We start from the raw sequence: 21,967 nt of genomic DNA on the forward strand, positions 1-21,967 counted from the left end.
CTTGAAAGTGTTGAAAGAATCGGGTCAGAGGTCCTTCACAATAGCCCCGGAGGCCGGCTCTCAGAGAATCAGAGATATATTGAAGAAAGACATAACAGACGAGCAGATCGAGATTGCCCTGAAAATGGCAAGAAATATCGGTTTTGATAGAATAAAGATGTACTTCATATACGGTCTGGAGGAAGAAATAGAGGAGGACCTCAAGGCTTTCAGAAAGATAGGAGACCTTGCTCTTCAGATGGGATACAGGGAGATCCACATGAGTTTCAATCCCCTCATTCCAAAACCAGGAACGGATTTTGAGAAGAGAAAGATGGAACCTGTTGGTGTTTTGAGAAAAAAAGAGAAGTTTCTGAAAGAGTTTCTCAGGGGTTTCAGAGTTGATTTTGAGAGCATCAGAGAATCCGTGATACAGTACACGATAGCCCATGCTTCCAGGGAGGAAGCGGCCGAGTGGGTGAAATTGTTCGAGGAGAAGAAGAGTTTCAAGAAGATAATATTCAACGAGGGGAGGAAGAAATTGTGTTGAAGGAGAAGCTCGTGAACAGAACAGCCGTGGTGGGGGTCATCGGCCTTGGATACGTGGGACTTCCCCTGGCTGTAGAAAAGGCGAAAGCGGGATACAGAGTGATCGGATTTGATATCCAGAAGAAGAGAGTTGACATGGTGAACGCGGGAATAAACTACATAGGGGACGTGGTGGACGAGGAGCTCAAGGATCTCGTTGAAAAGGGTATGATAAGGGCCACCACAGATTTTTCTGAACTGAAAAACTGTGATGTTGCCACGATCTGTGTCCCCACCCCCCTTGGCAAATACAAAGAGCCTGATTTGACCTACGTGATAAACACCGCCAAAGAGATCGCCAGGTACCTTCACAGGGAAATGCTTGTTGTTCTCGAGAGTACCACGTACCCTGGCACCACAGAGGAGGTCGTTCTTCCCATCCTGGAATCAACGGGGTTGAAAGTCGGAGAGGACTTCTACCTGGCGTTCAGTCCCGAAAGAGTGGATCCTGGAAACAAGATCTACAAAACGAAGAACACACCGAAAGTAGTGGGAGGTGTTACGGAAAAGTGTACCGAACTTGCACGCATACTCTACGAGAGTGTCCTCGAAGCACCAGTACACACTGTCTCTTCCCCAAAGGTGGCAGAGATGTCGAAAATCCTTGAAAACACCTTCAGGCTCGTGAACATCTCTCTCATAAACGAGGTGACGATCCTCGCAAGAAAGATGGGAATAGACATCTGGGAAGTGATAGACGCTGCTGCCACTAAGCCCTTCGGTTTCATGCCTTTCTATCCAGGCCCTGGAGCGGGTGGCCACTGCATTCCGATAGATCCTTTCTACCTTGCTTACAAAGCGAAAGAGTACGATGTGAGACTCGATCTTGTCGAGATGGCGGGAGAAATAAACGACTTCATGCCTGAATACGTGGTGATGAGAGTCCAGGACATACTGAACGAGAGAAGAAAACCTCTGAACGGCTCAAAAGTTCTTCTGCTTGGTGTTGCATACAAGGGCGATATAGACGACGTAAGAGAGTCGCCTGCCCTCAAAGTGTGGTATCATCTCGAGAGGAAGAAGGCGATCGTTGAGTTCTTCGATCCCTACGTTCCTGAGGTGAAAAGGGAAGGAACCATCCATAAGCGGGTCGATCTCACAGAAGAGTACCTGAAGAGCGTAGACATCGTTGTGATAACGACCGCTCACAGAAACGGTGTGGATTACAACTTCGTTGTGAGACACGCACCCGTTGTCTTTGACACCAAAAACATCACGAAAGACGTGAAAGAACACAGAGAAAAGATCATCCTGCTCTGAACCGTCTGATCGCTTCGTCGATTTCAGGAATCTGTTTGATCAAAAAAGCGTACGAAAGAGCCACAAGAAGAACCGTGAGAATGGCGATGGCTTTCCAGAGAGCCCTTCTCTTCCATGAGAAGGGCTTCATTGTGTATCCAAGGAGCATTCCAGTCAGGAATCCACCAAGATGTGCCGCGTTGTTGATGTTCGTTCCAGGGAGAAAACCGTACACCACGTTTATCAGGATGATGGGAAGAAGGGATGCTCCGGTCACCGGCCTCATGAAAAAGGGTGTGTCCTTCCTGAGACCCGCTGCAAAGAGTACTCCAATGAGACCAAATATGGCACCACTTGCGCCAACGGAAATGGTGTCGTGGTAGAAGATGTGTGTTGCAATGTTTCCAATCACTCCTGTGAAGAAGTAACTGAAGAGGAACTTTTCTGTTCCATATATATCCTCCACTATCAACCCGAAATAGTACAGAGCGTAGGAGTTGAAGAGAATGTGCAGGATCCCCCCGTGAACGAAAAGGGCCGTGATCAACCTGAACCAGTCTCCCGCGTCGACTCTGGGACCATACTGGGCACCGTACCTGAGGAAAAGGAGCATCTGCAGAACAGGCTCTCTTGTGGAGAAAATCCCAGAAAGACTCATCATCACAAATATAAACGCATTGAACAGCAGGATGAAATAAACAGCCCTTTTTCTCATCGCCATCTTACTCCCTTCATTTCCTCCGTTGAAAAGTTGAACGGATACTTCACGGGTCTTCCCTCCAGAAAGGACTTGTATATCCCGAGGACGATCTCGACTGCTTTCTTTCCATCTTCTCCCGAGATGTAGGGTTTCCTGTCGTTAAGAACTGCTTCATAGAAATCCCTGTACACGTACTTGTGGCTGTCTCCGTACACTGTGTCTGGATCTGGCAGATTCATGAACGGATGGGACTCTTCTCCTTCGAATCTCCAGGTGAGGATCCTGTTGACGGCAAGTCCTCCAACGACGACGGTTCCTTTCTCTCCAAAGATAGCGAGTGTCTCCTCGAGATTCCTTGGAAACACATTGCTCGTTGCCTCTATCAGGCCTGTCTTTCCCCCTTTGAACTTCACGATGGCAAAACCGGTGTCCTCTGCTTCTATGTAAGGATGATTCATGTTCGCTATGTGTCCGTATATTTCCTCGATCTCTCCCCCGAGGAACCACTGGAGAAGATCTATGACGTGGGTGGACTGGTTCATCAGCACTCCTCCATCCATCTCCCAGGTACCTCTCCAGCTTGCCTGTTTGTAGTACGCTTCATTCCTGTTCCACCTCACCGCCACAGAAACGTAGAACACCTTCCCGAAAGCCCCTGAATCCAGCTTTTTTCTGACCTCCTGCACGGGTGGATTGAACCTGTTCTGGAAGAACACCCCGAGTTTCAGGTTCTTCCTCTTTGATAGTTCTATCATTTCGTCCATGTGCCGCGTTGAAAGTGCCATGGGCTTTTCCACAAGAACGTGTTTTCCATTCTCCAGTGCTTCCATCGTTATTTGATAGTGCTTGCCGCTCTCTGTCGCGATAGAGACCACGTCCACATCCTCTCTCCTGAGGATTTCTTCGTAATTCGTTGTCACTTCGGGCCTTTTTACGCCCGCTCTTTCGAACTGGTCTGCGGCAAGGTGGGCTTTTTCCTCCAGGAGGTCGCAGACGGATACAGTTTCAAAAACGTCTCTTGTCTCAATCAGAGCAGGAACGTGCTTCTTCTGGGCAATTCTTCCGCATCCTATCAGTGCTACTCTTAGCTTCATGCTCTACCTCCTTTTCGAAGATGGAGAGTCCCAGAACCACGAGCACAACTCCTCCGATCAAAAGAGCAGATGGAAGTTTCATCTTCACGGTGTGCTCAACCACGGCCGTGACGACTGGTATGTAGTATATCATGTTCGTTGCTCTCCTGCTTCCAAGTCTTTCGATCGTCCTGTTCCAGAGAAAGTATGCAAGTCCAGAACACAAAAGTCCAAGGTAGAGTAAGGACACGATCACAAGAGAGTTCATGTCCGGCAGCTGGTGGGACTTTCCAGCAGAAAAGGGAAGAAAAAGAACCATTCCCCAGAACATTATTCCGGCGTTCTCGGGAAAAGACAGGTTTTTTAACCTTTCCACGTGATACGTGTAGAACACCCAGGACAGGGCGGCCCCGAAAGCAAGAAGGTCCCCGAGTGGATTCAGTTTGAGAACGAACCGACCGTTCAATATGACGAGGACAACACCGAGAAAAGAGAGCGACACACCGAGATACATACCCACTGTGGTTCTCTTCTTCTGAACGACGTGCGAGAAGAGAAGAAAAAAGATCGGAGCGGACGAGACGATGATCGCAGCGTTGGTGGGTTCTGTGAACATAAGTGCGGAGTTTTCGAAGGCAAAGTATCCGAAGACTCCCCAGAAGCCCGCCAGAAAGACATCTCTGTTGAACAACTTTGGCCTTCTTCCAGACACCAGGCCCAGAAAGAGAAAAGCAAGCAGGAACCTCAAAAAGCCTGCAAGGAATGGGTTCAGGCTCTGTACAACCACTTTCGTCGCAAGAAAAGAGATACCCCAGAACACTATCACAAGCCACGCAAGAAATCTTTCCAAGCGTTCATCTCTCCCTTCTCAGAGCCTCTCCGATCCTTGGAACGAAATCTTTCTTCCTGGACATGACTCCCCTCAAAAGGAAAAGCTCGTCTTTCTTTTCCGCGTCGAAGGCCTTCTCCACTATCTTCTGGATCTTCTGGTCTCCCTCCACCAGCACGAGGCTTGCCTCTTCTATCGGATTGGTGAAGAGGACAAAACAGTGAGTCACACCGAGTTCTCCCTTGAGATTTTTCAGGGCGCTGGTGAGCTTTTCTTTTTCTTTCAGCAGGGTGGAAAAATCTGAGGTCATGATCTGTGAAACTGCAAAGGACTCTTCACCCATTTCGTACACCTTCACGTCTCTCTTCAACAGTTCAAGAGGATCGACGTTCTCTGGTATTCTCATTCCTTCCTTCAGCACTCTTCTTGCGAACTTTTCCAGATCGAGCTTTGTGATCCTGGCGAGGAAGCTTGCCATCGCCCTGTCCTTTTCCGTTGTCGTGGAAAGCTTGAAGAAGAGAGTATCGGAGATGATTCCGGCAAGAAGAATACCGGCGATTTCTCTTTCTATCTTCACGTTGTCCTTCAGGAGAAACTCTGTGACGATCGTGGAAGTGCTACCCACGGGTTCGTTGTAGAAGAAAACAGGGTTCAGGGTGCTCAGACCACCGAGCCTGTGATGGTCGATGATCTCAAGGATCTCCGCCTTTTCCACTCCCTCCGGCGCCTGTGTTATTTCGTTATGATCCACCAGGATGACTTTCTTCCTCACGCCCTTCATCAGGTCTGTTCTTGTTATCACACCAAGGAGCTTTCCTTTCTCGTCCTCCACGAATGCAGCCCTCAGTTTGGAAGTGAAGACGATGTTTTTCACGTCTTCGAGAGTATCTCTTTTCGTCACCGTTGGAAATTTTCTGCTCATCACGAGTGTCACGGGGAGTGCCAGGTTTATGAGTTTTGCCGCACCGAAAGCATCGAAGCTCACCCGCAGAACAGCCGCTCCTTTTTCCTTCGCTATCTCGAGAACCCGGCTGGACACGGGTGCGTTGTTCACGATTATCATGAGCCTTGCTCCCTTTTCCAGGAGTGCTATCTGGGACGGTTCGTTGTCCCCAACTATGACCACATCACCTATTTCGATCTTCCCAAGAAGCACGTGGAGTGCGTCAACGGCGATGTGAACTTTGCCGGAGACGGTCCTTTCTTTGAGATAGTCACACACAACCTCTGCCCTCAGGACCCTGACCAGCTGATCGAGGGGAACGGGATGTATGATGAGAGGTTCTATCTTCAGTCTTCTCACGTAGACACGTGCGAGATTACTTTCTGTCACCACTCCTATCATCCTTCCCCTGGACACCACGGGAACGTTTTTTATTCCCTTTCCTTCCATCAGCATGGCGACATCGTAAACGGACGTGTCCGGAGAGGCGAAGGTCGGTTCTTTCAACTCGAGGTCTTCAACAGTGGGCTCCAGCGTTTCAAGAAGGATTGGAGGCTTCATCTTGAAATAGTTGAGGACAAACGATGCTTCGTTCGTCAGCTCACCACATCTTGCAGGAACAAAATTCCTTTCTTTCTCGACTTCTTTCTTGTAGTAAGCGTACCCTATGGCAGAACATACGCTGTCCGTATCTGGGTTTCTGTGTCCCACCACGTACACTTTCTCCAACGTCTTCACCTCCGTACTAGAAATTCTATCAGATGGTATAATCCTTTACGATCTCCCATCGGGAAAGCCCATCCTTTTAGGGGAGGAGGAAAGGCGGGCGTCCTGTATTTGTAGTATAATAAAACCATGAACGGCAAACGATGGAAACGATCGGCCACAACGGTATACAACATCGGCTATCATCTTATCTGGTGCCCTAAGCACCGGTGCAAAGTACTGATAGGTGAAGTAGCTGAGCAGCTGAAAGAGTTGTTGCTTCAGAAAGCTAAGGAGATAGAAGTAGAAATTGCCCGGATGGAGGTCATGCCGGATCATGTGTATCTTTTCGTGAAAACCGATCCCAGAAACAGCCTCCATTTCATGTCCAGCAATTTAAGGACTACACCTCCAAGGTACTGAGAGAGGACCAGAAAGGGAAGTAACTGGTATGACCAAGGCGGAACAGATAAAAAATACTCTTCAAGAGGTAAGAAAACGTCGACAAGCCCAAAAACCCGTTGTGTACGAGTTGAAACTCCAGAACCTTTCCAAAAGGAAATCTGAGGTGCTCAGGAAAGCATTTCTGGAAGCCAAGTGGTTGTACAACTGGCTGGTGTCGGGCGCAGAGCGGCTGGAAATTCCTGCTAACAGGGTAAGCGTCGTTGAGATCAAAGTGGGAGATAGTTTTGAGACAAGAGAGCTGACCGTCCTCGGCTCCCAGATAAAGCAGGAGATAGCCGATCGGATCAAAGACAACCTTAAACTCAGCTGGCAAAGATATCGGGATAGACTTTGGTGTCAGTTCAAAACTGACGCTGTCAAACGGCATCAAGATAGACTTCGAAATCCATGAAACGTCAAGGCTGAAGCGGCTTCATAGGAAGCTTGCCAGAGCACAAAAAAGCTCCAGAAACAGAGAGAAGATCCTGCGCCTTCTGAGAAGGGAATACAAAAAGCTGAGCAACAGACGCAAAGACGCTCAGAACAAGGTCCTTGCATTTCTCAAGATGTATCGAACAGTAGTGTTCCAGGACGACAACGTGAAAGGATGGGAAGCACTCTTTAGTAAGCAGGTCCACTCTTCCGGGATAGGCGGATTGAAATCAAGGTTGAAGATCAGCCTTGAGACGTCTATCGCCGTGAAGAGGACTGAGACCACCGGAGAGTGTTTTGCCTGTGGAAAAAGACACGAACTTTCCCTGTCGGACAGGGTAATTGAGTGCAACTGCGGCTGGAAATGCGACAGAGATGTTAATGCTGCACTCGTATCCTCAGAAAAGGGCTTGGCCTGAGCCCTGATCAGGCCGTAGGGCTGGACCGGCCCGAACTCACGCCTCTGGAGATGGAGGCCGCTGCGCGGATTTTGGGGAGTAGTCCCTATATCCGCGTAAGCTTCCATCGATGAAGGAGGAAGCCCACCCCCTTTAGGGGCGGGAGGAGGTCACAGCGAGAAGCTGTTGAGAGGGGGAAGAAAGTGCTAAGAAAGGACATAGGAATCGATCTTGGAACGGCAAATACGCTCGTCTTTCTCAAAGGAAAGGGAATCGTGGTGAACGAGCCATCCGTGATCGCTATAGACTCCAACACGGGGGAGATTCTGAAAGTCGGTATCGAAGCAAAGAGGATGATCGGAAAAACCCCTGCATCGATAAAGGCCATAAGACCCATGAAAGACGGTGTGATAGCCGACTACACTGTGGCTCTCGTGATGCTGAAGTACTTCATAAACAGGGCAAAGGACGGATTCAACCTCTTCAAACCGCGTGTGGTGATAGGAGTTCCCATAGGCATCACCGATGTGGAAAGAAGGGCCATTCTAGACGCTGGGCTGGAAGCTGGAGCGAGCAAAGTCTTCCTGATAGAAGAGCCCATGGCGGCAGCGATAGGCTCCAATCTTAACGTTGAAGAACCCTCTGGAAACATGGTGGTGGACATCGGTGGTGGCACGACGGAGGTTGCTGTCATATCTCTCGGTAGTATTGTCACCTGGGAGTCGGTGCGTATAGCAGGTGACGAGATGGACGAAGCCATCATGCAGTACGTCCGGGAGACCTACCGGGTGGCGATTGGTGAGAGAACAGCGGAACGAGTGAAGATCGAAATAGGGAACGTCTACCCTTCCAAGGAGAACGACGAGCTCGAAACGACTGTTTCTGGTATAGACCTGTCCACGGGCCTTCCAAGAAAGCTCACCTTGAAGGGTAGTGAAGTGAGAGAGGCCTTGAAAAGTGTCGTGATCACGATCGTAGAGAGTGTGAGGACGACATTGGAAAAGACTCCTCCTGAACTTGTTTCCGATATCATGGAGCGGGGGATATTCCTCACCGGGGGTGGATCCCTCCTGAGAGGTCTGGACACGCTTCTTCAAAAGGAAACGGGTATCAGCGTGATCAGGGCCGAAGAACCCCTCACGGCCGTGGCGAAGGGAGCGGGAATGGTGCTCGAGAGGGTGAACATCCTGAAGAAACTCCAGGGTGCTGGATGATGAAAAAAGCGATCGTTTTTCTTTTGTTTTTAACCGTCTTTTTTCTGAACGAAACGTTCAATGTCTCTGACAAACTTCATCCTCTGTTCTATAAAGCAGCGTACCCCTTCCTGAAACTGAGAGCCTCAGTCGAGGGTGTCGTTCTGAAACTGGAAAACAAAATCTACCCGGGAGACATCTACGTGGGTTCAAAGAGCGTGGGAAATCTTTTTTTTGTCACAGGAAGGGGAGAGGGATACTTCTACATTCTCGGAGAGGTGCAGGAAGGCTCCCTCGTACTCGATCCCTTCAAAAAGAGATTCCTCGGGATTGTTGCGGAAAAGGGACCCCTCTCGAAAGTGGAAACCGTGTTTTCCGAGAACTTTGTTGAAAGGGTGCGGGTGGAAAGCACGTCCGGTTCCGTTGTGGGAGTGTTGAAGGGTGGGGCTGTTCCAAAGGTCTCCATCCTTGAGGACATGAACGTGACGGGATGGAAGGTGTTTCTGGAGAATGAAGAGTGGAACATGGCCTTGAAAGATTTCCTCTTCGTTGGAACCGTGGCAGGGTACGATGGAGGGTATTTTCTTCTGAACGCAGAAAGAGATCTTCCTGACAGAGTGGTTGTCGTTGGGGTGGTAGAATGATCTACGTTCTTGCCCTTTTGAGCATTCTTTGGGATTTTGTCTTCAAAGACGTTTTGATGTTTTTTCCCGCCTTTCTCGGGCTGGTTTTTTACAGAAGGAAAATCGCTCTTTTCTTTCTTGTCCTTTTAGTTAGGTTCTTCGCCATACCCAGCTACTGGTACGTACTCATCCTTCTTGCGTTCTTAGTGCTCGACGCACTGAGAGGTCATTTTTCCTCGATGTTTCTACCTGCTTCCGCGTTGATCGTGATGGGATGTATTCCTTCTGGTCCTGTTCCTTTTGTTTTGTCGGCACTCTTTGGAATATTCCTTCTGATGTGGGTGAGACGACGGTGAAAAACAGGTTGATCCTGCTTTTCATGGCACTTTCGTTCATCTTGATCATCATAAAGGCCTTTCAGGTTCAGATCCTCGAGCACGAGGAGCACAGAAGATACCTGGACCTTCTCCAGACGAGGATTGTGAAAATACCCGCCCCGAGGGGAAAGATTCTCTCCAGTGACGGGAAGGTACTCGCCAGAGATGAAGAGATCTACGTTCTCGATCCATGGTTGAACAACATCGACGAGCTGAAAAAAACAGGTCTTCTCACACCAGAGGAGATCCTCCGACTCATCAGGGGTGAGAAGATTGTTCTCGACAAAGCACGGGCAGACGTGCTTTCAAAAAAAGGAGCACGCATCACTATGGATTACAGAAGAAGATACACCCGCATAGCTCCTCACGTTGTGGGATACGTGAATGTGGACAGAAAGGGTATGTACGGTGTTGAACGCGTCTACAACGAATTCTTGACGGGAACTGAGGGAGTGAAGATGGTGTTCATAGAACCCTCCGGAAAAGTCATCTCAGAAGTGATGAGAAGTCCCCCAAAACCTGGAGAAGACGTAACTTTAACCATCGATTCCAGGATACAGGAGATGGCAGAGGAGTCTTTGAGAGAGATCGGAAAGCCGGGCTCTGTGATCCTCTCCAGCGTGAAAACAGGAGAAATCCTTGTTCTTGCCTCCTTTCCCGGGTACAATCCCCAGGATTTCTATGAAGGTTTCACGAAGAGAGAATGGGAAAGGTTCTCGAGAGAGTCTCCTTCACCACTCATCAACAGGGCGATCTCTTCTGTTTACAATCCCGGTTCTGCCATCAAAATCCTCTGGGCCATGGCAGCTCTTCTGAACGGCATCGATCCAGAGGAGAAGATCAACTGTCACGGGGTGTTCGAATACAGAAACAGCAAAGGAGAAGTAGTTGCAAGGTACAGGGACTGGAAAAAAGAAGGGCACGGTCCAACGGACCTCAGAAAGGCGATCAGGGTTTCCTGCAACATCTACTTCTACCAGCTGGGATTGAAACTCGGTGCTGACAAAATGGTGGAGACCGCAAAAAAACTTGGCATTTTCGGGAAGACCGGAATAGATCTTCCCGGAGAAAAGGAGGGCCTTCTTCCATCGCCTGAGTGGAAGACTGCCAGGATCGGAGAACCTTGGTATCCCGGTGACACCATTCTGATGTCCATCGGCCAGGGATACCTTGAGGTTACCCCCATAGAGCTTTTGAAACTCGTCTCGCTCGTGGCGAACAGGGGTGTGTTCTACAGGCCACACGTGGTCAAAAAGATCGGATCAAAGGCAGTGAAACCGGAGATCGAAACACAGGTTCAGATTGACCAGAAAATCTGGACTTTCCTCAAGAACGCCATGGTCGACGTAACATCTTTCAAAGGGAGCAATAAAGAAGACCCTGGAACGGCGTATCACGTGTTCAGGAGCTTTCCATACAGGGTGGCCGGAAAGACGGGGACGGCAGAGACTGCAATAGGGGCTCCTCATTCATGGTTTGTGGGCTTTGCACCCGCTGAGGACCCTGAAGTTGCGATCGTTGTGATGGTGGAACACGGTGGTTACGGTTCTGGTGCAGCCGCCCAGATCGCAAAGAAGGTTCTGTTAGAGTACTTCAAACTGAAAGAAAGTGTCCAAGAAATTCCCGCGTCCTCTCGCTCTCAGGACTAGAGAAGATCTTCTCCGGAGGCCCACTCTCGACGATCTTCCCTTCATCCATGAAGATGACATGATCGGAGACATCTCGTGCGAACTTCATTTCGTGTGTCACGATCAGCATGGTCATGCCCGTCTGCGCAAGATCCTTTATGACGTCCAGCACCTCCTTCACGAGTTCCGGATCCAGTGCGGACGTTGGTTCATCGAAGAGCATAAGCTCAGGATTCATCATGAGGGCTCTTGCTATCGCCACTCTCTGCTGCTGACCGCCGGAGAGATTTCCCGGCTTTTCGTTTATCTTGTCGATGAGCCCCACTCTCTCCAGAAGTTTTTTTGCCTTCTCGATGGCTTCTTCTTTCGGCATGTTCTTCACCTTTGTTGGTGCCAGTATGAGGTTGTCCAGAACGGAAAGGTGTGGAAAGAGGTTGAACTGCTGGAAGACCATCCCGATGGAGCTTCTTATCTGGTTTATGTTCTTGTGAGTTATGAGTTCTCCCTTGAAATAGATTTTCCCCTCCTGATATTCCTCGAGCAAGTTTATACAGCGAAGGAGAGTACTCTTTCCGCTGCCGCTTGGCCCTATTATCGATATCACTTCACCCTTTTTCACCTCGAGATCGATTCCCCTGAGCACATGGAGTTTTCCGAAAAACTTGTGGAGTCCTTCGATCTTCAGAACCGTTCCTTTCATATCTTCAACCTGCCTTCCACGAATTTCATCAGTCTGGAGACGGAGAAAGTGATGGCAAAGTAAATCAGAGCCACTCCACCATATATGGGAAAGCTCATGAAGGTTCTGCTGACGATGTACTGTGCGCTCCTCATGAGCTCAACCGTTCCTATCACCATCGCGAGCGAGCTGTCTTTTGCGAGGGCGATGAACTCGTTTCCGAGTGCTGGAAGAATGTGCCTGAACGCCTGTGGAAGTATCACGTGAGCCATCGCCTGGAAGTGTGACATCCCAAGAGACCTTGCCGCTTCATACTGTCCCTTCGGAACAGACTGTATTCCTGCTCTGACTATCTCAGCAACGTACGCTCCACTGTTTATACCGAGTGCGACAACAGCGGCCGTGAACCTGTCGAATTCAAAGCCAAGTTCAGGAAGCCCGAAGTACACGAGAAAGAGCTGGACCATCAAAGGGGTTCCCCTGATGAACTCTACGTAAACGGAGGACGGATACCTTATGATCCGGTACTTCGAGAGTCTTCCCATACCAACGAAGACGCCTATGGCGAGTCCGATCAAAACTGCCAGTGAAGTAAGCTGAAGGGTGCGAAGGGCACCCTTCAGGAGAAGAGGCAGATTGTCTACAACTACCTTCAACCACTCTGGCATCCTTCACTCCTCCATCATTCTGAGAACCATTTCTCTATCAGAACATCGTAGGGACTCTTTTTCAGTTCCCGCAGTACGTTGTTGATGAACTCGAGAAGATCGGTGTCTTCCTTCCTCACGGCTATACCGTACTGTTCGCTAGAGAGTACGTCGCTCGAGATGACGAGGTCGGGATTTTTCGCAACGAAGGCCTTCGCGGTGGCAGAATCCAGCACCACAGCGTCTGCCCTTCCTCTCTTCAGTTCCAGAAAGGCGTCGGTGAACTTGTCAAACCTGACGACGTTGATTCCCTTGTATTTCGAAACCTCTATGTCCCCCGTGGTGCCTATCTGAACCGCCACGGTCTTTCCCACGAGATCCTCGTAAGTCTTCGGTCGGAAGTCACCGTCTTTCCTCACCACGATGACCTGTCCCGCGTCGAAGTACGGATCGGAGAAGGCCACAACTTTTCTTCTCTCATCGGTGATCGTCATACCGGAGATGATCACATCGATCTTCTTCGTCAAAAGACTGGGTATGAGTCCGTCGAAAGTCATGTCGATGATCTTCAGCTTGACTCCAAGCCTTCTTGCTATTTCTCTTGCAAGATCCACATCGAAACCCACGATATTTCCACTTGCGTCCACGAACTCGAAAGGAGGAAAGTCCGCGGAGAGCCCAACGAGCAGATATCCTCTGTTTTTGATTTCATCGATGGCTCCCGCAAGGATCACTACTGAGATTGCAAGAAGTAATACAGCGACCAGTTTTCTCATTCTATCACCCCTGAGTTATTATACCACCTCTTTGCATATCAATGCTTTATGAAGAGAAGCCACAGTGCAAAAGCGAGAGCCAGAATCCACGTGAACCAGTGCACTTCTTTCGATTTTCCAGAGAAGAGCTTCACAAGCGCATAAGAAATGATTCCGAGTGCAATACCGTTTGCTATGGAGTACGTGAGTGGCATTGTTATGACCGTGATGAAGGCAGGAAGTGCCTCTGTTATGTCGTTCCATTTCACCTTTCCGAGGTTTCCTATCATGAGGGCTCCAACGAAGATCAGAGCGGGGGCTGTAGCGTAGCTGGGGACCGTCTGGGCGAGGGGTGCGAAGAAGAGCATGGCGAGCATACAGAGGGCAACCACGAGGGCGGTGAGTCCCGTTCTTCCACCTTCTGCTATCCCCGCACCGCTCTCTATGTAGGTGGTCACCGTTGACGTACCGAAGAGAGCACCTACAGACGTTCCTATGGCATCCGAGAGAAAGGCCCTGTTCGCCCTTGGAAGTTCTCCGTTCTTCATGAAACCGGCACTCTGAGCGAGTCCTGTGATGGTGCCGAGCGTGTCGAAGAAGTCAACGAAGAAAAATGTGAGAACCACGATCCAGAAATCAAGGCTCAGAAAACCAGAAAAATCGAGCTTCATGAATGTAGGGGAAATGTCCGGAACAGGTCCAACGATCCCCTGATACTTCGTAACACCTATCCCGGGAATGGCACCCACAAGTGTTGCGACGAGTATCCCGATCATCACGGCCCCCGGAATTTTTCTGTGGTAAAGCGTCACGATCACCATAAGCCCCACGACCGTCACGAGTACACCGGGGTTCGTGAGATCTCCCAGAGAAACGGAAGTGGCGGGGTTCGATACGACGATTCCGGCGCTCCTCAATCCTATGAAGGCGATGAAGAACCCGATCCCTGCGGAAATGGCGACCTTTATAGAGTCAGGTATGATGCTGGCCACGAACCTTCTGAATCCAACGAGTGTCAAACCGATGAAGATAAACCCTTCAACGAAGACCGCTGCGAGCGCTACCCTCCAGTCGATCCCCATTCCAAGACACACGGTGTAGGTGAAGTACGCGTTCAGTCCCATACCGGGAGCGAGCGCAAACGGATAATTAGCGAAGAGAGCCATCACCAGAGTTGCTGTGGCGGATCCCAGGATCGTCGCGACCATGAAGGCCCCGAAGAACTGCTGATACAGAGGACTTCCCGCATCCACTCCAACTGCCTGCACGAGGATGGAGGGGTTCACGAAGACGATGTAAGCCATGGTGAGAAAGGTTGCGATGCCCGCGAAGATCTCAGTTTTCACGTTCGTTCCGTTTTCTTTTAGATGGAACACACGGCTCACCTCCGGTATAAAAAATTTAAAGGGATCGATGGATCCCCTGTTTCGTTCTGATTTTCTCATGTTTTCTTTAAAAGTCCTTTAAACAAAAGAGAAGCGGGAGGAACACCCTCCCGCTCACTCCCCGAACTCCTCCTTGAGGTACTCTTTTATCTTCTGATCCGCTGTCTTTATCGCTGTTTCCATATCGACCTTTCCGTTTATGAAATCGGAGAACATGTTTCCAACGACCGTCCTGATCTCGTACCAGACACCGATCTGCGGATCGAACACGGCGTTGTCGATCTGGGAAAGGGGTATCTCCAGCAAAGGATCGGACTTTGCCGCTTCTTTCCAGATGGACGTCTCAAGAGCGCTCCTCCTCACAGGAATGTAACCTGTGTTAATCGCCCAGTAGGCGGTTACCTCAGGGGAGATGAGGTACTTCATGAACTCCCAGGCTGCTCTTTTCTCTTCTTCGCTTGCCGTTTTGAACATGATGATGTCTGTTCCAGCGAACGGGACTTTGTTTGTCGTCCAGGTGGGAACGGGTGCCCAGCTCCACGTGAACTTACCCTTCGTGGACTTCTCGACATAGGGTCTTCCCGCTATCGTGCTTATGTACATCATGATCTTCTGCTGTCCAAAGATCCCATCCAGATATCCTCCCTGGTAATAAGCGATCCCATCGTCAACCATCTTCTTCACGAAGGCGAGAACATCCCTTGTTTCCTGACTGTCGATGTTGGAGACCCACTTTCCATCCACCTGTTTCAGGATGGATCCACCACGCAGAAGGAGGAGTATCTGGAAGAAGTCAACGGTGGTTCTGAAGCCAAAACCGTATTGATCTATCTTTCCGTCTCCGTCGAAATCTTCTGTCATGGTGCGCGCCGCCTCGTAGAGTTCATCGATCGTCTTGGGAACGTCCACACCGTACATCGCAAAGGCGTCCGCGTTGTAGTAGAGTACGTAGAGACTTTTGTTGAACGGAACAGCGTATATGGTGTCCCCCCACATACAGTTCTTCCTCAAAGGCTCAAAGATGTCTTCCCATTCTTCTTTCGTAAGCCCTATCTTTGGATCGTTCACGAACTCGTTCAGGGGCTGCACAACTCCGCTCTGTATGAGTTTTGCCGTCCAGTTGGAGTAAGCCTGGGCAATGGTGGGAAGCTCTCCTGCCTGTGCGGCTGCGAGGAGCTTCTGGGAAAGGGCACCGTAGTTTCCAACGTAGACTGCTTCTACTTCGATGTCGGGATGGAGTTCGTTGAAAGTGTTCACTATCTCCTGAAGGGTCTTGCCGTGTCCACCACCCATGGCATGCCAGAACGTGACCTTCACCTTAGAGAGGGCCAGAACACTCAGAACTACCATCAGAAGAACAAGAACCTTCTTCACAGAGATCCCTCCTTTCTTGAGCTTTCACCACAGTGAATTATACCGCATAGGTTATAATCTGTAATGTGAAGAAACCACGAGAAAGAGAGGGCTGGACATGAGACCATCGAAGAGGCTGAAAGAGGCGGTTCTGGCGTATCTTTTCCTGCTTCCTTCACTCGTGGTCCTTGGTATGTTCGTCTTCTGGCCTGTTGGCTTTTCCTTCGTTTTGAGTTTTTTCAAGTGGGACTTCAGGAACATGAAGAATCCCTATTTCACAGGACTCGACAACTACATTGAAATCTTTCGTTTTGATTATCCCCCCAGGTATTCCTTCGTCTTCACCGTCCTGAACACCTTCTTCCACCTTGCCGTTGCAGGCGCAATCGTGCTTTTGATGATCCATCTGTTCAGAAAGAGATCGCTCTCCGGGATTCTTTCGAACGCAGCTGTGGTGCTCGGCTACGTTGCGCTGAACCTGTTCAACGTGGAGAATCCCCTGCTTTCCTTCCTTGTTGCCTCCATCGCCTGGTCGTGGTTGATATACGATTTCAAGCGGGTGGAGATGAGGAACACCTGGTTGTGGTTCATTCTGTTCCTGGTGGTTTTCACCTTCGTGGAACTTCGTTCCTCTCTTCCGGGAATGGTGAACTTTCTGCTTGACGCAAAAGACAAGAATCTCTTCCTCAAGGCACTGACCAACACACTCTACTACGTGATACTCAGCGTTCCTTCACAGATCTTTCTGTCTCTCATGATAGCCCTCCTTCTGAACAGCAACGTCAGACTCAGGGTCTTCTTCAGAACCGCTTACTTCATACCGTTCGTCACATCCGTTGTTGCCATATCCCTTGTCTGGAAGTGGATATTCAACGACGAGTTCGGCCTTCTGAACTACATACTTTCCCTGTTCCACATAGATCCCATCTCCTGGTTGAAGGACGAGAGGTGGACGATCCCCACGATCGCCATCGTTTCCGTCTGGAAGACCGTGGGGTACGACGCCGTGATATTCCTCGCAGGACTTCAAAACATAGACAGGTCCTACTACGAGGCGGCGGAGGTCGATGGTGCGAGTTCCTTCCAGAAGTTCTTTTACATCACCTGGCCCCTTCTGTCCCCAACGACGTTCTTCTTGCTCATCGTTTCTCTCATAGGTGCCTTCAAAGTTTTCGCGGAAGTCTACATCCTCTACGATGGACTTCCCGGCCCCTACAACAACAGCGGAATGACGCTCGTGTACTACGTGTTCGATCTGTTCTACAGACAGCAGAGGATGGGAATCGCTTCAGCGGCCGCGTACATTCTCTTTGCCATCATCCTCATCTTCACCTTCATCCAGTACAGAGTTGGAAGGAAAGCGGTCGAGTACGTGTCGTGAGGTGGTAGCGTGAAGAAGCTGGTCATCTACCTTCTTCTCATATTCGGTGCCGTTATCATGCTGGGACCTTTCGTCTGGATGGTGCTCACTTCCTTCAAGGCACCCTCTGAGGTCCAGCAGTGGCCCCCGAAGTTCTACACGAAGAACTTCTCTTTTTCCCGTGACGTGAAGGTGATCTTGAAACCGGGTGTTCAGAAGGTATCCAGGGGTGTCAGCCTGAGAGAGGCCTATGCACTGAGGGTGGGAAAGGAAAACCTCCTGACCCTTACGGTGAACGATGACCCGTTCTACAGAGGAACGATGACGATACCTCTGAAAGGAGCAAGATACACAACGAAAGTGGATGTTGAGAAAGTCAGAGAGCTTGCCTCAAAGTCTCCCGTTGAGTTTTCCTGGAGCACGCCGGAGGAGTTCTTCGAGCAGTTCTTCATTCACTACAGGAGTGGGGCAGATCCGTACTTTCAGAGGGCGAAGTTGATAAACAAAGTTCTGGGTTCGATAGAAAGCTCGCTGAAAACGATCTCCCAGATCGAAAGGTTCATAAACCTGAGGATAAAAGACAGCGTGGAGAAGGAAAGATTCCGTTCGTTTCTCGAGGCCAAAAAAGAAGAACTTTCCGTACTCCGAGAGAATGTAGAGAAGATGAAGGCGGGAAGCACGCTCATCCTTTCCGATGATGAGATAAGGGCTCTTTATACAATACTGAAGGGTGTGAACCTCGTGTACACCGGAAACAATCCCCTCGTTTCCGTGTACGAAAAGAGGGTGGTCCTTCCCCTCGAAGAAGTGAAAAGAAACATCTCCTACTACCTCGAGGTCAACGGGTTCTTCCAGAGCATTCAGAACCTCACAGTTGAGAAGAACATCGTTGCAAGAGTGATGAGCGAAAAAGAAAGAGAAGAGCTCTTTTTGAAGAAGATAGAAGGCTTCCCAGACAGAGAAATCGTCGAGAAGCTCTTGAGGGAATCGAAAAAGAACCTCGTGGAAAGCTACGTGTCGTTGAAAGAAAAAGAGATCTCAGAAAAGTACCACGTTGATCTTCTCACCATAGCCACGTTGAAGCCTGTCATCTCCTCTCTGATCAGCCTGGCTCAGGAAAACGGCATCGAAGAAGAAGACTTCTCCACAATGCTGAAGAAACTGGACACCACTCTTCCTGAAAGCACCACCTACAGAATTTTGAAGTCAAAGCTTTCCCAGCTTGATCTGAGCGGAGAAGTGCTCGACGCGGTCGCATGTTATCTCAGAAGCGTTGCCCTTCTCAGAAAGGCGTACGAAGATGCCATGAGTTCATGGAAGATCGTGGATGCTCCAGGTTTTGTGAAGGAGGTCCGGGTGAAAGACGGCGAGGTCATAGAAATCCTCCTTGAAGGTGTTCCTGCTGTCTTTTTGAATGACGAGCCCATGAATTCCGTGAGGCTCAGGTTCTCCTTCCTCGAAGTGCTGGCGAACATCTTCCAGAACTACGTCGATGCGTGGAACGCCGCTCCGTTTCCGAGGTACTACTTCAACACCTTCTTCGTTGCCTCTGCAACGACCTTGCTCGAGGTGTTCACTGCGTCCCTTGCCGCGTACGCCTTCTCGTGGATGGTCTTTCCGGGAAGGGATTTCATATTTGGACTTTTTCTTGCCACGATGATGATTCCAGGTGAAGTGTTACTTGTTCCCAACTTCATCACGATATCGAAACTCGGCTGGATAGACACCTACTACGCCCTGATCGTTCCGTGGATCGTCAGTGTCTTCGCCATATTCCTTTTGAGACAGCACTTTTTGACCATTCCAGGAGAGCTTTTCGACGCAGCGAAGATAGATGGGTGCTCTCACTGGAGGTTCCTCTGGCAAATAGTTGTGCCACTCAGCAGACCCGCTGTCATAACCTCTGCCCTCCTCAAGTTCGTTGGAAGCTGGAACGCTTTCCTGTGGGTTTTGATCGTGACGAACAGTGAGGAGTACAGGACGCTCCCCGTGGGACTTCAGGCGTTCAGTTCCGATGTGGGAACGCAATACAATCTCCTCATGGCAGCGGCCACGTTCTCGATTCTCCCCGTGGTGATCCTGTTCATATTCACCCAGAAGTACTTCATCCAGGGAATCGCAAGAACTGGACTGAAATGAAGGAGGCGATAGAATGAAAAAGCTGATCATTCTGCTTCTGATTTTTTCCTGTGTGGTCTTCGGGGAGATATACTATGGAAACTTGCATTCGCATACGTCCTTTTCCGACGGTTCGGGAACACCAGACGAGGCCTACGAGTACGCGAAAAAGTACCTTGACGTTCTGGCGATAACGGACCACGCTTATTATTTTGCTCAGAAGATAAACGGCAAAACAAAACCTTACCTGACAAAGCTTGCTGCAGAGAGACACACAAAAAACGGAGAATTCATCGCCCTTCAGGGATTCGAGTGGACAGCGGGCGTTGGGCACATAAACGTGTACGAATCCCTGGAATGGATCGACAGAAACAGAGAAGGAACTCTGGAGGGTTTCTACAGGTGGCTCGTTGAACACAGGAAACTTGCCCAGTTCAACCACCCCATAAGCAAGTTCGGGACCTTCGATTCGTTCAGGTACTTTCCCGAGGCGGATAAGTACGTGAACCTGATCGAGGTGGGAAACGGGAACTGGGCCCTGGGTGATGTGATAAACCCCGAGATGTACAGAAACTACATCCTTGCGCTCAACAGGGGATGGCACCTTGGGGCCACTGCTGGACAGGACAACCACAAACCGAACTGGGGAAGTGCAAACGACGTAAGAACGGGCATAATTGCGGACGCACTGACGTACGACTCCATCATGGACGCTCTCTGGAAGAGGCACACCTTCGGAAGTGAAGATAAAAACGTTCGAGTCCTTCTGAAGAGTGGAAATCACCTGATGGGAGATGTCGTTTTCGTGGACGAACTTTCCAGAAAGACGCTGAGTCTGGAGTACGAAGACACAGAAAAACTCCTCTACCTTGCCGTCGTCTCCCAGAGCGGTACCGTCCTGGAACTCTGGCCAGCTACGGAAAGGTTGAACTTGAATCTCTCCGTCACACCTCCAGATGGGTACGAGTGGTACTTCGTCTACATGAGGCAAATGGATGGTGACAAGATCGTCACTTCCCCGATCTGGTTTCAGATTCCATCTTCTGTTTACGTGAACAGCGTGAGAGTATCTCCAGAAGAGATCCACGATGGTGAGGTCGCGAAGATTTACTTCGAGATTTACAACGTAACGGGCGAGAAAAAGAGAGTTACACTCTCCATACTTCTGGACGATGAAACACTCAGGGAGGTCTCCCAGGAGTTTTCTCCGTACCAGGTGAAGAGATTCGTTGTTCCCACCGGAGCACTGAAAGAGGGATACCACCGGGTATTCTTTCTCGTCAATGGGAAGACCGTTCAATCGGTGAGTTTCTTCGTTGAAGAAAAGCTCAAGGGTGTGATCATGATAGACACCCTCCACGAGAACGACCACCTGGAAGAACTCAAAGTTCTCGCAGAAGAGCTTGAAAAGACGGGATACAAAGTGAAGTATCCGAAGGTGATGCTGAAGGACCTGTCAGGTGTTGACATCCTCATCATTTCAACACCGAAGAAGGGTGGGTTGAATTTCGCGAAGAAACTCTCCCGGAAAGAACTGGAGACCATCAAAAACTTCAAGGGTAAGATATACATCGTCCCGGGTGATGACGAGGAGTACAGGAAGACCTACCTGGAGCAGATAAAAGGTGAAGTCGTCACGATCGAGGAGTTGAGAGAGAAACTGCTCGGGGAGTGATACGGTTGAAGAAACTCGGGGTCATCGGGTTTGGCGCGAGTGCGATCGGATTCATCCACGGTCTCATAGAGAGTGGAAGGATAAGTGGATACAGAATCACCGTCTTTGAGAGGGGAAAGGACCATACCCACAACACCATCTCCGGTGTGAGGATGGACGGAAAGATCTTCATCTCCCACGGCATGGGAGGGGAGATCTACATTCCACTTGAGATCCAGGCGAAGACGGTGGAGTTCTACCTGAAGTTTTCGGGTTACACCCCCACCACCGACAGAAGAGAGGGTCTCATAAACTACCTGAGATCTTTCGAAAAAGACGGAAAGAAGATCGAGTTCGGAGAGTCTTTTGCGAGCGAGGAGGTCTACAAACGCTTCTACCACCACGGCTTTGAGCCGGTAAAGTCATACTTCTTCCACCTGGGAACGGACATTCTCAAAGAGACAAACAAGAACATATACAGGTACTTTTCTTCATACGAAAACATCGAGTTTCTCTTTGGAGTGACCGTGGAAGACGTGGACTTCGGTCCACCCCACAGGGTACACACCAACAAGGGAGATTTCGAATTCGATGAACTCGTGATCGCCGTTGGAAGAAGCGGTCACAGACTCATGGAACGCCTCAGGGAGAAATACCCTCAGCTTGTAAAACCTAACCAGTTCGTCGACATCGGGATCAGGTACGAACTTCCAAACCACGTGATGGATCCCTTCTCTGACATGTACGAGGTGAAGATCCGGTACAGAACGAAGACTGGTTACATTTGCAGAATTTTCTGTCAGAATCCGGCTGGAAGGGTGACACTGGAGAAATACGAGGACTTCACCACGGTGAACGGATACTC

Annotated in this window: 21 protein-coding genes and 2 pseudogenes; 14 read left to right on the forward strand and 9 right to left on the reverse strand. The window is 49.8% G+C overall.

Annotation, left to right across the window (positions count from 1 at the left end; all coding sequences use genetic code 11):
• Both J7K79_RS01665 and J7K79_RS01670 read left to right on the forward strand, forming a co-directional pair.
• Positions 1-529 (forward strand): radical SAM protein (locus tag J7K79_RS01665; RefSeq protein WP_366932573.1); only part of this gene is annotated, 529 nt, incomplete at its 5' end.
• Complete coding sequence (locus tag J7K79_RS01670) at positions 523-1,827, forward strand: nucleotide sugar dehydrogenase (protein WP_296904455.1); 1,305 nt, start codon at positions 523-525, stop codon at positions 1,825-1,827. The genes J7K79_RS01665 and J7K79_RS01670, both read left to right, overlap by 7 nt.
• Here J7K79_RS01670 and J7K79_RS01675 read toward each other — a convergent pair.
• From J7K79_RS01675 to J7K79_RS01690, 4 genes are read right to left on the reverse strand one after another with little or no spacing between them, the layout of a single operon-like run.
• Positions 1,814-2,521 carry a rhomboid family intramembrane serine protease gene (locus J7K79_RS01675; RefSeq protein WP_296904497.1) on the reverse strand — a complete coding sequence of 236 codons (708 nt, stop codon included), beginning with the start codon at positions 2,519-2,521 and terminating at the stop codon, positions 1,814-1,816. The two genes, J7K79_RS01670 and J7K79_RS01675, sit on opposite strands and share 14 nt — an antisense overlap.
• Complete coding sequence (locus J7K79_RS01680; RefSeq protein ID WP_296904457.1) at positions 2,518-3,600, reverse strand: Gfo/Idh/MocA family oxidoreductase; 1,083 nt, start codon at positions 3,598-3,600, stop codon at positions 2,518-2,520. The genes J7K79_RS01675 and J7K79_RS01680 overlap by 4 nt, the downstream gene beginning before the upstream one ends.
• Positions 3,530-4,429 (reverse strand): DMT family transporter, encoded by a 900-nt coding sequence (locus J7K79_RS01685; RefSeq protein ID WP_296904459.1) that lies wholly within the window; start codon positions 4,427-4,429, stop codon positions 3,530-3,532. Before J7K79_RS01685 ends, J7K79_RS01680 begins: the two co-directional genes overlap by 71 nt.
• Positions 4,430-4,433: 4 nt before the next feature.
• The gene (locus J7K79_RS01690) at positions 4,434-6,089 is read right to left on the reverse strand and encodes a putative manganese-dependent inorganic diphosphatase (RefSeq protein WP_296904461.1); all 1,656 of its coding nucleotides are present in this window, start codon (positions 6,087-6,089) and stop codon (positions 4,434-4,436) included.
• A gap of 117 nt (positions 6,090-6,206) precedes the next feature.
• Between J7K79_RS01690 and tnpA the strand changes: the two genes are divergently transcribed.
• The 8 genes and pseudogenes from tnpA to J7K79_RS01720 all read left to right on the forward strand — a co-directional run bounded on the left by tnpA (position 6,207) and on the right by J7K79_RS01720 (position 11,172).
• Positions 6,207-6,479, forward strand: coding sequence for an IS200/IS605 family transposase (gene tnpA / locus J7K79_RS09430; RefSeq protein WP_366932574.1), 273 nt, complete (start codon positions 6,207-6,209; stop codon positions 6,477-6,479).
• A gap of 28 nt (positions 6,480-6,507) precedes the next feature.
• Entirely contained in the window at positions 6,508-6,912 is a 405-nt protein-coding gene (locus tag J7K79_RS01695) for a hypothetical protein (protein WP_296904463.1), read from the forward strand.
• Positions 6,875-6,991 (forward strand): annotated as a pseudogene (locus J7K79_RS09435) (hypothetical protein); the annotation flags it as partial. The gene J7K79_RS01695 and the pseudogene J7K79_RS09435, both read left to right, overlap by 38 nt.
• Before the next feature lie 75 nt (positions 6,992-7,066).
• Positions 7,067-7,351, forward strand: coding sequence for a zinc ribbon domain-containing protein (locus J7K79_RS01700; protein WP_296904465.1), 285 nt, complete (start codon positions 7,067-7,069; stop codon positions 7,349-7,351).
• A 182-nt stretch (positions 7,352-7,533) separates the two neighbouring features.
• Positions 7,534-8,544 carry a rod shape-determining protein gene (locus J7K79_RS01705; protein WP_296904467.1) on the forward strand — a complete coding sequence of 337 codons (1,011 nt, stop codon included), beginning with the start codon at positions 7,534-7,536 and terminating at the stop codon, positions 8,542-8,544.
• Positions 8,544-9,167 (forward strand): hypothetical protein, encoded by a 624-nt coding sequence (locus tag J7K79_RS01710; protein ID WP_296904469.1) that lies wholly within the window; start codon positions 8,544-8,546, stop codon positions 9,165-9,167. The genes J7K79_RS01705 and J7K79_RS01710 overlap by 1 nt, the downstream gene beginning before the upstream one ends.
• Positions 9,164-9,502: a hypothetical protein gene (locus J7K79_RS01715; protein ID WP_296904471.1), complete on the forward strand. Its 339-nt coding sequence runs from the start codon at positions 9,164-9,166 to the stop codon at positions 9,500-9,502. Before J7K79_RS01710 ends, J7K79_RS01715 begins: the two co-directional genes overlap by 4 nt.
• Positions 9,499-11,172 carry a penicillin-binding transpeptidase domain-containing protein gene (locus J7K79_RS01720; protein WP_296904473.1) on the forward strand — a complete coding sequence of 558 codons (1,674 nt, stop codon included), beginning with the start codon at positions 9,499-9,501 and terminating at the stop codon, positions 11,170-11,172. Before J7K79_RS01715 ends, J7K79_RS01720 begins: the two co-directional genes overlap by 4 nt.
• Here the strand turns inward: J7K79_RS01720 and J7K79_RS01725 are convergent.
• From J7K79_RS01725 to J7K79_RS01745, 5 genes are all read right to left on the reverse strand, one after another.
• Positions 11,117-11,851: an amino acid ABC transporter ATP-binding protein gene (locus J7K79_RS01725; RefSeq protein WP_296904475.1), complete on the reverse strand. Its 735-nt coding sequence runs from the start codon at positions 11,849-11,851 to the stop codon at positions 11,117-11,119. The two genes, J7K79_RS01720 and J7K79_RS01725, sit on opposite strands and share 56 nt — an antisense overlap.
• Positions 11,848-12,498: an amino acid ABC transporter permease gene (locus J7K79_RS01730; RefSeq protein ID WP_296904477.1), complete on the reverse strand. Its 651-nt coding sequence runs from the start codon at positions 12,496-12,498 to the stop codon at positions 11,848-11,850. The genes J7K79_RS01725 and J7K79_RS01730 overlap by 4 nt, the downstream gene beginning before the upstream one ends.
• Before the next feature lie 14 nt (positions 12,499-12,512).
• Positions 12,513-13,253 carry a basic amino acid ABC transporter substrate-binding protein gene (locus J7K79_RS01735; RefSeq protein ID WP_296904479.1) on the reverse strand — a complete coding sequence of 247 codons (741 nt, stop codon included), beginning with the start codon at positions 13,251-13,253 and terminating at the stop codon, positions 12,513-12,515.
• Positions 13,254-13,291: 38 nt separating this feature from the next.
• Complete coding sequence (locus tag J7K79_RS01740) at positions 13,292-14,608, reverse strand: NCS2 family permease (RefSeq protein ID WP_296904483.1); 1,317 nt, start codon at positions 14,606-14,608, stop codon at positions 13,292-13,294.
• A 123-nt stretch (positions 14,609-14,731) separates the two neighbouring features.
• Positions 14,732-15,991: an ABC transporter substrate-binding protein gene (locus J7K79_RS01745; RefSeq protein ID WP_296904486.1), complete on the reverse strand. Its 1,260-nt coding sequence runs from the start codon at positions 15,989-15,991 to the stop codon at positions 14,732-14,734.
• A gap of 97 nt (positions 15,992-16,088) precedes the next feature.
• On the opposite strand from J7K79_RS01745, the gene J7K79_RS01750 reads away from it, so the two are divergent.
• The 4 genes and pseudogenes from J7K79_RS01750 to J7K79_RS01765 all read left to right on the forward strand — a co-directional run.
• Positions 16,089-17,351 carry a carbohydrate ABC transporter permease gene (locus J7K79_RS01750; RefSeq protein WP_296904488.1) on the forward strand — a complete coding sequence of 421 codons (1,263 nt, stop codon included), beginning with the start codon at positions 16,089-16,091 and terminating at the stop codon, positions 17,349-17,351.
• 9 nt (positions 17,352-17,360) lie between these two features.
• The gene (locus tag J7K79_RS01755; protein WP_296904491.1) at positions 17,361-19,469 is read left to right on the forward strand and encodes an ABC transporter permease subunit; all 2,109 of its coding nucleotides are present in this window, start codon (positions 17,361-17,363) and stop codon (positions 19,467-19,469) included.
• Positions 19,470-19,482: 13 nt separating this feature from the next.
• Positions 19,483-21,123 carry a CehA/McbA family metallohydrolase gene (locus tag J7K79_RS01760; RefSeq protein ID WP_296904494.1) on the forward strand — a complete coding sequence of 547 codons (1,641 nt, stop codon included), beginning with the start codon at positions 19,483-19,485 and terminating at the stop codon, positions 21,121-21,123.
• Between the two features lie 5 nt (positions 21,124-21,128).
• Positions 21,129-21,967 (forward strand): annotated as a pseudogene (locus tag J7K79_RS01765) (NAD(P)/FAD-dependent oxidoreductase); the annotation flags it as partial.

This window comes from Thermotoga sp. (assembly GCF_021162145.1).
GTDB lineage: Bacteria > Thermotogota > Thermotogae > Thermotogales > Thermotogaceae > Thermotoga.

Excerpts from the sequence above, each read along its gene's own strand:
- J7K79_RS01730 (WP_296904477.1), bottom strand. The coding sequence starts at position 12,498 with ATGCCAGAGTGGTTGAAGGTAGTTGTAGACAATCTGCCTCTTCTCCTG.
- tnpA (WP_366932574.1), top strand. The coding sequence starts at position 6,207 with ATGAACGGCAAACGATGGAAACGATCGGCCACAACGGTATACAACATC.
- J7K79_RS01715 (WP_296904471.1), top strand. The coding sequence starts at position 9,164 with ATGATCTACGTTCTTGCCCTTTTGAGCATTCTTTGGGATTTTGTCTTC.
- J7K79_RS01695 (WP_296904463.1), top strand. The coding sequence starts at position 6,508 with ATGACCAAGGCGGAACAGATAAAAAATACTCTTCAAGAGGTAAGAAAA.
- J7K79_RS01675 (WP_296904497.1), bottom strand. The coding sequence starts at position 2,521 with ATGAGAAAAAGGGCTGTTTATTTCATCCTGCTGTTCAATGCGTTTATA.
- J7K79_RS01725 (WP_296904475.1), bottom strand. The coding sequence starts at position 11,851 with ATGAAAGGAACGGTTCTGAAGATCGAAGGACTCCACAAGTTTTTCGGA.
- J7K79_RS01700 (WP_296904465.1), top strand. The coding sequence starts at position 7,067 with ATGTATCGAACAGTAGTGTTCCAGGACGACAACGTGAAAGGATGGGAA.
- J7K79_RS01760 (WP_296904494.1), top strand. The coding sequence starts at position 19,483 with ATGAAAAAGCTGATCATTCTGCTTCTGATTTTTTCCTGTGTGGTCTTC.
- J7K79_RS01735 (WP_296904479.1), bottom strand. The coding sequence starts at position 13,253 with ATGAGAAAACTGGTCGCTGTATTACTTCTTGCAATCTCAGTAGTGATC.
- J7K79_RS01710 (WP_296904469.1), top strand. The coding sequence starts at position 8,544 with ATGAAAAAAGCGATCGTTTTTCTTTTGTTTTTAACCGTCTTTTTTCTG.
- J7K79_RS01750 (WP_296904488.1), top strand. The coding sequence starts at position 16,089 with ATGAGACCATCGAAGAGGCTGAAAGAGGCGGTTCTGGCGTATCTTTTC.
- J7K79_RS01680 (WP_296904457.1), bottom strand. The coding sequence starts at position 3,600 with ATGAAGCTAAGAGTAGCACTGATAGGATGCGGAAGAATTGCCCAGAAG.